Annotated in this window: 9 protein-coding genes and 1 pseudogene; all 10 read right to left on the reverse strand. The window is 67.9% G+C overall.

Going from position 1 to position 12,723, the window contains the following annotated elements; all coding sequences use genetic code 11:
- Positions 1 to 1,769 (reverse strand): annotated as a pseudogene (locus tag APR04_RS26625) (hypothetical protein); the annotation flags it as partial.
- Positions 1,770 to 2,074: 305 nt separating this feature from the next.
- Positions 2,075 to 2,941 (reverse strand): carbohydrate ABC transporter permease, encoded by an 867-nt coding sequence (locus APR04_RS26630; RefSeq protein WP_253876716.1) that lies wholly within the window; start codon positions 2,939 to 2,941, stop codon positions 2,075 to 2,077.
- Positions 2,941 to 3,834, reverse strand: a complete 894-nt coding sequence (locus tag APR04_RS26635; protein WP_253876718.1) for a carbohydrate ABC transporter permease — start codon at positions 3,832 to 3,834, stop codon at positions 2,941 to 2,943. The genes APR04_RS26630 and APR04_RS26635 overlap by 1 nt, the downstream gene beginning before the upstream one ends.
- 45 nt (positions 3,835 to 3,879) lie before the next feature.
- Positions 3,880 to 5,283, reverse strand: coding sequence for an ABC transporter substrate-binding protein (locus APR04_RS26640; RefSeq protein ID WP_253876720.1), 1,404 nt, complete (start codon positions 5,281 to 5,283; stop codon positions 3,880 to 3,882).
- Between the two features lie 260 nt (positions 5,284 to 5,543).
- Positions 5,544 to 5,993, reverse strand: a complete 450-nt coding sequence (gene rplI / locus APR04_RS26645) for a 50S ribosomal protein L9 (RefSeq protein ID WP_253876722.1) — start codon at positions 5,991 to 5,993, stop codon at positions 5,544 to 5,546.
- 17 nt (positions 5,994 to 6,010) lie between these two features.
- Complete coding sequence (gene rpsR, locus APR04_RS26650) at positions 6,011 to 6,247, reverse strand: 30S ribosomal protein S18 (protein ID WP_116673133.1); 237 nt, start codon at positions 6,245 to 6,247, stop codon at positions 6,011 to 6,013.
- Between the two features lie 108 nt (positions 6,248 to 6,355).
- A complete protein-coding gene (locus APR04_RS26655; RefSeq protein ID WP_253876727.1) occupies positions 6,356 to 6,910 on the reverse strand; it encodes a single-stranded DNA-binding protein in 555 nt (184 codons plus the stop codon).
- Positions 6,911 to 7,020: 110 nt separating this feature from the next.
- Entirely contained in the window at positions 7,021 to 7,335 is a 315-nt protein-coding gene (rpsF, locus tag APR04_RS26660) for a 30S ribosomal protein S6 (RefSeq protein ID WP_253876729.1), read from the reverse strand.
- 213 nt (positions 7,336 to 7,548) lie between these two features.
- Complete coding sequence (locus APR04_RS26665; protein ID WP_253876740.1) at positions 7,549 to 10,107, reverse strand: transglycosylase domain-containing protein; 2,559 nt, start codon at positions 10,105 to 10,107, stop codon at positions 7,549 to 7,551.
- Positions 10,108 to 10,251: 144 nt separating this feature from the next.
- Positions 10,252 to 12,672 (reverse strand): transglycosylase domain-containing protein, encoded by a 2,421-nt coding sequence (locus APR04_RS26670; protein ID WP_253876742.1) that lies wholly within the window; start codon positions 12,670 to 12,672, stop codon positions 10,252 to 10,254.
- Positions 12,673 to 12,723: the final 51 nt, after the last annotated feature.

Here is a 12,723-nt window from a genome sequence, read left to right on the forward strand (position 1 = left end):
ACCCGCGAAGCGCCGGCGAGAAGCTCCGGCAGACCACCCTTCAGCTCACCCGTCCCAGCAGCCAACGTCGCATTGCCGTCCGCGACCCGCGAAGCACCCGCGGCCAGGACCGGAGTACCTTGCGCCAGCTGGGCACTGCCACCGGCGACGAGCCCCGAGCCTGCGACCAGGGTCGTGCTCCCGTCGTACGCCGAACCGACGCCGTTCACGTACTTCTGCACGCCCGGAGCAAACTGTCCGAAACCTGCACGGAGGTTCGCGCTGCCGTCCTTGATCTGCTCTGCGCCGACAGCCACACCGCTCGCACCGGTCGAGAGCTGCCCCAGCCCGTCCGCGGTCTGGGTCACCCCGGCGGATACCTTCGCGGTGCCGGTCGCCACGGCGGAAGCACCGGTCGTAACTTCGGCGGCCCCGGCCGACAGCGTACCTAGCGAGGCGCCGAGACCGGAGGCCCCCGCCTGCGCCTGCTCGGCCCCGGCCTTGACCTGCCCCGCACCTGTGGCGAGAGTGCCTGCCGAGTCGGCAAGTTCCTGAAGCTGTCCCTTGAGCGCCGGGTCGTCGGTGGCGTCGGCCAGCTGCGTCAGCTCGGCCGAGAGAGCTTGGTTGCCACCCTGCACATCCTGTGCCCCGTTGACGAGGCCGCCGACGTTGGCGGCCAGAGTGTTCGCGCCATTCTGCGCAGCGCCGACACCGCCCGCCACACTGGCAGCACCCTCGGCCACCTTCTTGGCACCGGCCGCCGCAGCGTCCGCACCCGCGGCAAGCTGGGGCGTATTGGCGTTGAGGTGCTGCAGACCAACGGCGACTTGGTCGGCCCCCGCGTCCAGGGTCGCGGCACCAGCGGCGAGGTCGCCTGCACCCGTCTGGAGCGAGGAGATCCCGCCCAGGATGGCGCCGTTGCTCGCGGCCAGCTGCGACAGCCCGGTGTTCAGTGTCTGGCTGCCGGCGAAGACCTGCGACGAACCGTCAGCGAGCTTCGCGGCGGCGCCGTCGACCTGCCTGATCCCTGTCGCCAGACCCTTCGATCCGGTGACCAGCTGGCGTGCACCAGCATCAATCGGAGTCACACCTTCACTGACCCGCACCACGCCCGCCCGCACCAACGCAGACCCAGGCGCAAGCCGCTGAGCACCAGCATCAAGCGGAGTCACACCATCGCTGACCTTCGCCACGCCAGCCCGAACCTCGCCAGACCCACCCGCCAGCCGCTGAGCACCAGCATCAATCGGAGTCACACCATCGCTGACCTTCGCCACGCCCCCCTGGAGGCGTGCCGATCCGTCCGCAAGCCGCTCGGCACCGTCGGCCAGCGCGGGCGCCGCGGCGTTCAGCTCGCCGAGGCCGTCGTTCAGCTGCATCGATCCATCATTCAGCTTCGTGGACCCGGCGGTGAGCAGCAGCGACGCATCCGCGAGGTCGGAGACGTCCTCAGCGGTCTCGGCGGTGCCGTCCGCGATCTTCTTCGACCCGTCGTGCAGCTTGATCACGCCCGCACGGAGCTCACCGGCTCCGGAGTCGAGCTGCCCGGCACCGTCCGCGAGCTTCTCGACTCCCGGCACCACGCTGTCGTGGACGCCGCTGTTCAGCTCCGTGGCGCCGGCACTGAGGTCGCCGACGCCCGAGACCAGGTCGGCCTGGACGCCGTCGTTCAGCTCGCCTGCGCCGTCGGCCAGCCGGTCCGCGCCGGATGCGACCTCGCCCTGGAACAGGAGCATGAAGGCCGTGGCCACGATCGCGCCGGTGAGCAGGAGGGTGACGCCTACTGCCATCAGGATCGTTGGTGCTGGACCTGGTTGCGCTGCTCGGGATGCGTGCAACTGCGTCATCGGTTCGCCTCTCGTCCCGCGGGCGTCGTTGCCCCGCGAAAAGTTGTCCGACCGGCGCCACTGTCCGCCGGGCTCGCCGCCGTTGGCGAGCACGAAGCCCGACATCGCGGGCATCTGCGCTGAACGTACCGGCGGTCGGGCCCTTGCGGAACGCTTCTACTGATCACAACTCAGTAAAGCGGAGAAGATCACCCACAGCTGTGGAACGGTGGAAATCGTCAGCCAACCGGGTGTCGCCCCTGCGCTCGCTAACCCTTGTCGGCCCCGGCGGTCAGCCCCTCGGTGAGGGCTCGCTCGGCCACCCCGTACAGGATCACGATCGGCACCGTGAGGAGGACGCTGCCCGCCATGAGGACCGTCTTCGACACCTCCTGGCCGTCGGCGAGCCGGGTCAGCCCGAGCGACACCGTCCACAGGTCCTGCTTGGCGGAGAGGAACAGGAGCGCGAACAGGAACTCGTTCCAGGCGATCATGAACGAGTACAGGGCGGTCGACATGATGGTCGGCAGCGCGAGCGGCACCGTGATGCGAGTCAGGATCTGGAAGCGCGAGGCGCCGTCGATCACCGCCGCCTCGTCGATCGACTCCGGGAAGCCCGCGAGGTAGTTGCGCAGCATGTGCACCGAGACGGGCACCGTCAGGGCGATGTAGGCGATCACGAGGCCCACCAGGGACGATCCGAGCCCCAGTACCTGGAACCCGACGAACACCGGCACCGCGATGATGATCGTCGGGAACAGGTACACGGCAAGGAACAGCCACGAGACCTGCGTACGCCCGGCGAACCGCAGCCGTGTCATCGCGTACGACGCCGGGACCACGAGCGCCACGGTCAGGGCCGACGCCGACACCGCGACGATCGCGGAGTTGCGCATGAACCGCGCGAACCCGTAGCCGCCGTCCTCCTCCGACCGGAGCACCTCGGCATACGTCTCGGTGGTGATCCGCTCGAGGGCGGGCAGCACGCGCAACGGCTCGCGCAGCAGGTCGTCGATGCGCACGAAGCTCAGCGACAACATGTAGAGGAACGGCACCACGGTCGCCACCACGAGCGCCACGATCACGACCACGCGCAGCACCCGCAGCACACTGGCCTGGGTGGAGACGGTACTCATCACGCCTCCCTCTGCTTGGCCGTGAGGCGTAGATAGATCGCGAGCGCGACGCCGAGGAACACAGCCATCACAGCGGCGGTCGCGCTCGCGCCTCCGATGTCGCTCGACCCGGTGAGCTGCTCGAACACCCGCACCGACGCCACCTGCGTGCCGGCGGCGCCACCGGTGAGGAGGTAGACGTCCTCGAACTCGTTGAAGGACATCACCATGCGGAACAGCACGAGCAGCGCCACCGTGGGCAGCAGCTGGGGCAGCACCACGAACCAGAACTTCTGCAGCGGTGTGGCGCCGTCGACCACCGCTGCCTCCTCGATCTCTCGGCTGAGCCCGGTCAGGGCCGCGCCGAGGAACATGAACGCGAACGGGAAGTAGCGCCAGATGTCGTAGACGATGACGGTGAGGAGCGCCGTCGGCGCGGAGCTGAGGAAGTTGACCGGGTGCTCCCACCCGAGCACCTGGGTGCCGAACGCGTTCACCACGCCGTACTGCGGGTTCAGCGCCACCTGCCACACGAACGTCGTGGCCACGACCGGCGCCACGTACGGGAGCAGCATCACCGCGCGCAGCGGAGCCCGGAACCGGAACCGGTCGCGAAACGCGAGCGCCGCCACCAGGCCCACCGTGATCGAGCCGACGGTGGTGGCGACCGAGTACTCGACAGTGGTGAGCAGCGCCTGCCAGAACGCGGGCGCCGTGAGCACGTCCGTGTAGTTGTCGAGCGTGAGCTCGTTGAACAACCCGTTGCGCGCCACGTCCACGTACCGCGCGTCCTGGAAGGACAGCACCACTGTCCACACGATCGGGACCACGATGATCGCTGCCACCACCAGCACCACGGGCGTGACCAGCGTGATCCCGTCCCGGTTCTCCAACCGCCGCAGCGTCGACGCCATACCGACCCTCCTCCTCGTGTTGTGGGCGCTCACAACCGATGGGTTCTAGTCGCGGGTGGCTATGTCGGTGACGGCGTCCTGCATGGCCGTCTGTGCCTCGGCGGCGTCGACGCTGCCTGAACCGAGGTCCGCGGCAGCCTTGGCGAGCGGCAGCTCGCTCGTGATCGGGCCGAGGATCGCGCCCTGGCCCTGCGGCAGCGCCCAGCGGTCCGCCGACTCGGGTGCCGCAGCCAGGGTGTCGGTCACCTCGGCGGGCCAGACGTCGGAGAGGGGCTTCTTGGAGTCGACGCCGATCTGCAGCTCTGACCATGCGTCCATGTACTCGGTCGGGTTGTCTGTGGTGCCGGCACGTACGGGCACCTTGCCCTCCGGGGCCATGGCCAGCCAGTCCACGTACGCGTCGGACATCATGTACTCCACGAAGTCCGCGGTCTCCGGGTCGGCGCCGTCGGTGATGCCCCACGACACGAACTCGACGTACCCGGCAGCCTCCCCGCTCGCGGACGGCCCCTCCACCACCGGGACCACCCCGGTGTTCTCGGCGAGCCAGCCCGGGTCGTCGGCGCACTCGTCGCACGACGGCGTGAACTCTTCGCGCAGCCCGGCCATCTCGTCCAGCAGGAACGAGGACCAGATGGTCATCGCCGCCTGTCCGGCGAAGTACGACGACCGCGTGGACTCGACGCCCTGCGTCCCATCGGGTGAGAGCTCGCCGGCCAAATCGGCGTAGAGCTCGATCATCTCGGTGCACTCGGGGCTGTCGAGGGTCGCCTCGCCCGCGTCGTCCACCAGCTCACAGCCGTTGCCCTGCGCCAGGAACTCGAGGACCTGCTGGGTGAACGGGTCGGCCGCGTCCGTGGCGAGCGTGATCCCGTGCCGGCCCGTGGTCGTCAGCTGCTCAGCGGCCTTACGTAGGTCGTCGTAGGTGGCGGGTGGCTCCAGACCGGCCTCCTCGAAGAGGTCCGTGCGGTAGTAGACCATCATCGGCCAGGCATCCGACGGCACGGCGAGCAGCTCGTCGCCGTCGCTGGTCAGCTCAAGGGCCAGCGGCGCGAACGTGTCCTCGCCGAGAGCCGCGACGACCTGGGCGGCCGCGTCGTGATCGAGGTAGCCGTCCCGGTCGAAGGAACGGACCAGGCCTGGGCTGATCGCATTGACGACGTCCGGCATGTCGTCACCGGAGAGCGCCGCCGCGGACAGGAGCTGCGACACCTGGTCCTCCTCGACCGGCACCAGGTCGGTCTCGACGCCGGACTCCTCGGCCCAGGCGGCCATGGCCTCCTCCTGGATCGCGAGGCGTTCGGGCTGGGTCTCGACGGTCCAGACGGTGACCGTCCCGTCGGACTCGGGGGCGCCGCTACCACAGGCGCTGAGCGTGAGTGCCGCGGTGGCGGCCGTCGTCGCTGCGATCGTCAGGCGGACCGCGGCCGCCCCGTTGTGCCGGAACATGACATCTCCTCGCCATTGAGTGAGTGGTCTGGCACTTATATCTAACCTACTGCTGAAGGGGGCACAAGGACTTGGAGCAAGGTGCCGTCGATGCCGCCGCAGCCCAGCGATTGCGCCCGGAACGGCGTAGTGTCCGGGCCTGATCGCTGGGTACGCGCACCATGGACGGTGATGTCGAGCACCGAGCATGAAGAAGGCCCCGGCCTCCCCACAGGGAGGCCGGGGCCTTCTCGCGATCAGGCGATCAACCGAGCGTCAGCTCAGTCGGCGACGACCTTCACGCCGATCTTGGCCGACACCTCAGGGTGCAGGCGGATCGACACGGTGAAGTCACCGGTCGTCTTGATGGACTGACCGATCTCGATCTTGCGCTTGTCGACCGACGGGCCACCGGCAGCGGCGACCGCACCGGCGATGTCCGCCGTGGTCACCGCACCGAACAGACGGCCACCGGGGCCGGCGTTCGCCGCGACGACGACAGGCTTCGCGGACAGCGAGTCCGCCAGGGACTTCGCCTCGTCCAGCGATGCGACCTCGCGGCTCTTGCGAGCCTTGCGGATCGCGTTGATGTCGGACTCGGCGCCCTTGGTCCAGGGCGTCGCCAGCGAACGCGGGATGAGGAAGTTACGGGCGTACCCGTCCTTGACCTCAACCACGTCGCCGGGCTCACCCAGGCCGGTCACCTCGTGGGTCAGGATCAGCTTTGCCATTGTTCTCGATCCCTTCCTCAGCGAGCCGTCGACGTGTACGGGAGCAGGGCCATCTCGCGGGCGTTCTTCACGGCCTTCGCGATCTGACGCTGCTCCTGCACGGAGACGCCGGTGACACGACGAGCGCGGATCTTCCCGCGGTCGGAGATGAACTTGCGCAGGAGCGCCGTGTCCTTGTAGTCGATGTTGTGGATCTTCGCCGACTTGAGCGGGTTGATCTTCTTCTTGGGCTTGCGCACCACAGGCTTCGCCATGGCGTTGCTCCTTTGTCAGGTGCTGCTCACTCGGCCTGGCGGGCCGGGCGAACGAAAAAAGGTGAACAGGGGGTGCCGATCAGATCTTTTTGCTGATGCTCTGTCGCATCAGAACGGCGGGTCGTCCGAGAACGAACCACCGGACGACGCCGGGCCTGCCGTGGCCCACGGGTCGTCATTGCTCTGACCGCCACCGGAAGAGCTGAATCCTCCGCCGGAGCCGCCGCCCTGCTGGGCGCCGCCTCCGCCGTTGAAGCCACCACCGCCGCCGCCACCGAAGCCGCCGCCACCACCGGACCGCTGGGCCCGGGTGACCTTGGCCGTGGCGTAGCGCAGGGACGGACCGATCTCGTCCACCTGCAGCTCGACAACGGTGCGCTTCTCGCCCTCGCGAGTCTCGTAGGACCGCTGGACCAGACGGCCCTGCGCGATGACGCGCGTGCCCTTGGTCAGCGATTCCGCGACGTTCTCCGCGGCCTCTCGCCAGATCGAGCAGCGCATGAACAGGGTTTCCCCGTCCTTCCACTCGTTGCTCTGGCGGTCGAAGGTGCGCGGGGTCGACGCCACCGTGAAGTTGGCAACCGCAGCACCTGAAGGGGTGAAGCGCAGCTCCGGGTCCCCGGTCAGGTTCCCGATCACTGTGATGACAGTTTCACCAGCCATGCCAATTCCTCGATTCAGTCGACGTTCCGTACGCGGTGTGCGGGCTCGCGGTGAATGCAACCACGAACCACTGACACTCGCGCGGGCGCAGGAGGTTCGGTTCCGACGACCTACTTCTTGTCGGCGGTGCTCAGCTTCTTGTCGCCGGTGCGCAGGATCTTGGTACGCAGCACGACCTCGTTGAGGCCGAGCTGACGGTCCAGCTCCTTGGCGGTGGCAGACGTCGCGGTGAAGTCGACGACGGCGTAGATGCCCTCGGTCTTCTTCAGGATCTCGAAGGCCAGACGGCGGCGCCCCCAGATGTCCACCTTGTCGACGGAGCCACCCTCGGTCGTGATGACCGACAGGTACTTGTCGAGCGACGGGGCAACGGTGCGCTCCTCGACCTCCGGGTCCAGGATCACCATCATTTCGTACTGACGCATGTGTATACCCACCTCCTCTGGTCTCAGCGGTCACGGTCGTTCCGTGACAGGAGGGTTCACAGCAAGGGCCAAGCGTACCTGCCATGTGCACGACGGCGGAATCGAGCGGGCGAGACCCCCCTCACACGCGAGAGTCCGCGGTTCCGGCAACGGCTGAGGGGCCGTCTCCACGCGGGAGACGACCCCTCGACCACCGGCTCGGGGCGGGAGAGGCTACGGGGAGTCGTTCCCGTTGCCGTTGCCGTTCCCGTTCCCGTTGCCGTTCCCGCCCGTCGGGCCATCATCGGGCGGGAAGATGCCACCCGACCCGCTGGAGACGAGCACCCGCACCTGGCTACCGGGCTGCACCTCCGAGCCCTCGCCCGGGCTGATGTCCATGACCACGCCCTCGTCGTATTCCTCGGACGGCTGGCGCTCGACGACCGGCTCGAGCCCGGCACCTTGGATCATGCCCCTGGCATTGTTCTCGTCGCCGCCGATGAGACCGCCCGGCACCTGCACCGTCTCCGGCTGGGCCGGACCCTTCGAGACCTCGACCTGGATGTCCGAGCCCCGATCCACCTCCTGGCCCTCGTTCTGCACGGACAGCACGGTGCCTGGCGGCTGATCGTTGTCGACCTCGACCAGCACGGGATTCAGCCCGAGGTTGGCGAGCGCCGCCAGCACACCCGCGACCGGCTGGCCACGAAGGTTCGCCGGGACCACGACCTTGTCCTCCGGCTCGATCGTCGGTGTCGCCTCCGGGGTCGGGGTGGGCGGCACCGGCGCCTCATACTCCGGGAACTTCTGGACGTCCATGCCCTCGGTCACCGTCTTCATGTACTCGGTCCACGCCCAGACGGGCCACGTACCACCGGTCAGGCTGCCGCCCGCCCACTGGCCGAAGGGCGTGATCGAGTCCTGGCCGCCCTTCGCCGTCTCCTGGTAGAGGCCGACGACCGTCGCGATCTGGGGCGTATAACCGGCGAACCAGGCCGACTTGTTGCCGTTGGTGGAGCCGGTCTTGCCGGCAACCGGACGCGGGTTGCCGTCAGGGGCGAGCAGCTCGAGCGCCGGTGTGCCGGATCCCTTCTCGACCACCTGCTGCATCGCGTACGTGGCCTTGGCCATCACCTCCGGGTCGATGGCCCCCTTCTGAGGTACGCCCTCCCACTTGTACGGGACCTCCTCACCGTTCTGCACGGAAGTCACGATGTGCGTCTCGCTGCGTGTGCCCTGCGCGGCGAACGTGGCGTACGCGCCGGCGAGGTCGACGGCGCGTACCGTCGAGGTGCCGAGCACGTTGGACAGCTCGGCGTTCGTCGAATCCTCCGGGATACCGGCCCGGATCGCGACGTCCTGGGACTTCTCCGGCCCGATCTCCACGTTGAGCTGCGCATAGACGGTATTCACCGAGTTCGCCGTCGCGTCGATCAGGTCGATGTCTCCGAACGACTCTCCACCCGACCCCTCTGGACCGAAGTTGGTCAGCTCCACCTCGGGGCCACCCGGAGTCTCGGTCCAGCCCGGAATCTGCATCGGGCTGTTGCCCGTGTAGTACTCGTTGAGCTCGTGCCCGTCCTCGAGCGCGCCGATCAGGGTGAACGGCTTGAACGTGGAGCCGCCCTGCGCCTTGCCGATGGTGGCGGCGTTGTACTGGTTCTCCTCGTAGTCCTTGCCCCCGTAGAGCGCCCGGATGGCACCGTCCTTGGGGTCGACGGAGACGATGGAGACACCGAGCCGCTTCGACGCGGCGCCCTCACCCTTGTACGGGATGGTGTTCGCCGCGGCGACCGCGGCCTTCTGCCACTTCGGGTTGATGGTGGTGTGGATCTCGTACCCGTTGTTCATGAGGTCCTCCTCGTCGAGGCCTGCCTCATCGGCCAGCTCCTTACGGACCTCTTCGAGCAGGTACCCCACCTGGCCGGCGCGGGACACCGGCTTGTACTCGACCAGCTCGGGGAAGGTGGCGGAGCTGCGCTCCTCCTGCGTGATGACGCCCTGCTCGGCCATGTTGCGCAGGACGCGCGCCCACTTCTGCTCGGCGACGGCCCGCGACTCCTCGCCGAACCGGGGATCCCAGTACGAGGGCGACGGGATGATCCCCACCAGCATCGCGGTCTCGGAGACGGTCAGCTCGGCCGCCGGCTTGTCGAAGTACGCCTTCGCGGCGGCTTCGAAACCATACGCACCACGACCGAGGTAGATGCTGTTGACGTAGCCCTCAAGGATCTCGTCCTTCGTCTTGTCCTGGTCCACCTTGACGGCCAGGACGAGCTCGCGGAGCTTGTCCGTGTAGGACGTCTGGCCCGGCTCGAAGTAGGTGTTCTCCACGTACTGCTGCGTCAGGGTGGAACCGCCCTGCCGTGCGCCCCCGGTCACGTTGCTGACCAGTGCGCGGAGCATGCCCAGGGGGTCGACGCCGAGGTGGTTCCGGAAGTTCTGGTCCTCGGACGCGAGCACGGCCTGGCCCACGTACGGGGGCATCTCGTCGAGGCTCCGGATCGTGCGGTCCACCGCCGCGAACCTACCCATCACCTGGTTGTTCGCGTAGTAGACGGTAGTGGCCTCCGAGCCGACCCCCTCACGCTCGTCGGGTACGGACCAGCCGATCCACCCTGCCGTGAACACACCGACGACCAGCGACATCCCGGTCAGGATGGTGCCGACCACAACACGCCACGACGGGACCCAGGCACGGAGTCCCGTGCGGTGCGGCCGCGGATAGTTCCAGATTCCCCGTCGGCGCCGGGGCGTCTGCGGCCAGATCGGAGAAGGACTCCAGTTCGCCACGTCTTCCTCGTTCCTCGTATCGATCCAGTGACAGCACCGGACCCGGAAACGATAGAGGATCGATGTTCACGGCAAGTAGCACAAACGCGGTTTCCGTGTGTACGCCCCGTGTTCGAGCAGTGGTCCTACCGGCCTTTCACCCGCCTATCCGAGGATGCCGCCGTCCTCGCCGTCCGGCGGACCATCGGTCGGATCGTCCCCGCCCTCTCCGGGCCCGCTGGAGACGACGAGCGTCACCTGACTGCCCTCGGCCACCTCCGACCCCTCGCGCGGGTCGACCGAGATCACCCTTCCCTCGGGCACGGAGTCGGACGGCGCCTCCTGGACCACCGGCTCCAGCCCGGCGGCACTGACCTGCTCCTCGGCATAGCCCTGGTCCTGGTTGGTCAGGCCCCAGGGCACGGTCGTGGTCTCTTCCTCCACCTGGGAGCCGTTCGAGACCTCGACCCGGATGGTCTCGCCGCGATCGACCTCCTGGCCCTCACGGTCGACGGAGAGCACGGTGCCGGCCGGCTGGTCGCTGTCCACATCCACCTGCTGGGGGATGAGCCCGGCACCGGCGAGTGCCGATGCGGCGGCGGTGTACTGCTTACCGACCAGGCCCGTGGGCACCGTGACCAGCTCTTCCTCCGGTTCCGTCGACGGGCTCGTCGTGGGGGACGGCGACTGCGTCGGCTCGGGTGGCGCAGGCGGTGTGTACACGGGGAACTCCTCGATCTCCATGCCCTCGGTGGCCTTGGCCATGTAGTCGGTCCACGCCGTGGCGGGCCAGGAGCCACCGGTCATCCACTCGTAGCCACCGAACGGCTGGACCTGCTCGTAGGTGTTCTCTTCGATGTCGTACTGGTACAGGCCCACCACCGTGGTGAGCTGCGGGACGAAGCCGGCGAACCACGCGGACTCGGTCTGCTGGGACGAGCCCGTCTTCCCCGCCACCGGGCGGGGAGTCACCCCGTCGGGGCCCATGAGCTCCTGCGCTGCCGCGCCGGACCCGTCCTCGACCACCTTGGTCAGGGCGTACGTCGCGGCGGACATCACCTTTTCGTCGAACATCTGCTCACGGGCGGTCGGGCCCTCGTGATAGACGGTCTCGCCCTTCATCACCTTGGTCACCAGGTGTGGCGTCGTGCGGTAACCCTGTGCGGCGATGGTCGAGTAGGCGTGGGCGAGGTCGACGTTGGTCACGTAGTCGGTACCCAGCACGTTCGCCAGGTTGTTCCGGATGATGCAGCAGTCGTTCGTCTCTTCGTCGTCGTCCGGCCGCGGGATGCCGAGGTCGTAGGCGACCTGCGCGGTCTTCTCCGGGCCGATCTCCTTGTTGAGCTGGCCGTAGACGACGTTGACCGACTGTGCCGTGGCATAGGCGAGGTCGATCTGGCCGAACGATTCGTTGTCGAAGTTGCTCAGCGGAACGTCCGGGCCATCAGGATCCTGCTTCCAGCCCTCGATGATCGTCCCGTCGGTGCTGTCGTACTCCTCGGTGAGCGGTATGCCCTCCTTCAGCGCCCCGATCAGCGTGAACGGCTTGAACGTCGACGCGCCCTGTGCGCGGAAGGTCGCGGCGTTGGTCGGGTGCTTCGAGTAGTTCGGCCCCCCGTACATCGCCTTGATCTCGCCGGTCTGCGGATCGATCGAGGTCAGCGACGCACGCGTGTACTTGCCCGCGTCGTCCGGCAGGTCCATCGTCTCGTACGCGGCGGCCTGCATCTTGCGGTCGATGGAGGTATGGATCTCGTAGCCGTTCTTCGTGAGCTGGTCGGCCGTGATGCCCGCCTGGTCGAGCTCGTTGGCCACCTGCTCCATCAGGTAGGCCGTCCGGTTGTCACCGGACCCCTGCTGGTACTCGACGAGCTCGGGGTACTTCGCGGCGCTGCGATCCTCCTGGGTGATGGCACCGGTCTCGACCATGAAGTCAAGGGTGCGGTTCCAGCGCGACTCCGCCTGCGCCGCGGCGGTCTCGCCCTGGCGCGGGTCCCAGTACGTGGGGTTCGGGATGATCCCCGCCAGGAAGGCGGACTCGGAGATGGTCATCTCCGTGGCCGGGTGACCGAAGTACGCCTTCGACGCCGCGTCCACGCCGTACGCGCCACGCCCCAGGTAGATGGAGTTGAGGTAGCCCTCGAGCACCCGGTCCTTCGACTGCTCCTGCGTCACCTTGAGCGCCAGGATCGCCTCGCGGAACTCGTCCGCGTACGTCGTGTCGCCGACACCGAAGTAGTAGTTCTCGACGTACTGCTGGGTCAGGGTGGAAGCACCCTGCTGGGCGCCGCCCGTCACGTTGTTGAGGACCGCTCGTGCGATCGCCCGCGGGTTGATGCCGGGGTGCGACCGGAAGCTCTGGTCCTCGGACGCGATGATGGCGTCGGGCACGTGAGACGGGAGATCTTTCAGGGACACCAGTGTCCGGTCCTGCGCCGCGAACTTGCCCAGCGTCTTGCCGTCCGCGTAGTGCACCGTGGTGGTCTCGAAGTCGACGCTGTCCAGCTCCGGCGGCACGCCGACGTTGAACCAGGCGGCTATGACGACGCCGGCCACGAGCGACGTACCGCTCAGCAGCGTGCCCACGACAAACCGCCACGACGGGATCCACGCACGAATCCCGGTGCGGTGAGGACG

This window comes from Promicromonospora umidemergens (assembly GCF_024171995.1).
GTDB lineage: Bacteria > Actinomycetota > Actinomycetes > Actinomycetales > Cellulomonadaceae > Promicromonospora > Promicromonospora umidemergens.

Excerpts from the sequence above, each read along its gene's own strand:
- rpsR (WP_116673133.1), bottom strand. The coding sequence starts at position 6,247 with ATGGCGAAGCCTGTGGTGCGCAAGCCCAAGAAGAAGATCAACCCGCTC.
- rpsF (WP_253876729.1), bottom strand. The coding sequence starts at position 7,335 with ATGCGTCAGTACGAAATGATGGTGATCCTGGACCCGGAGGTCGAGGAG.
- APR04_RS26640 (WP_253876720.1), bottom strand. The coding sequence starts at position 5,283 with ATGTTCCGGCACAACGGGGCGGCCGCGGTCCGCCTGACGATCGCAGCG.
- APR04_RS26655 (WP_253876727.1), bottom strand. The coding sequence starts at position 6,910 with ATGGCTGGTGAAACTGTCATCACAGTGATCGGGAACCTGACCGGGGAC.
- rplI (WP_253876722.1), bottom strand. The coding sequence starts at position 5,993 with ATGGCAAAGCTGATCCTGACCCACGAGGTGACCGGCCTGGGTGAGCCC.
- APR04_RS26630 (WP_253876716.1), bottom strand. The coding sequence starts at position 2,941 with ATGAGTACCGTCTCCACCCAGGCCAGTGTGCTGCGGGTGCTGCGCGTG.
- APR04_RS26635 (WP_253876718.1), bottom strand. The coding sequence starts at position 3,834 with ATGGCGTCGACGCTGCGGCGGTTGGAGAACCGGGACGGGATCACGCTG.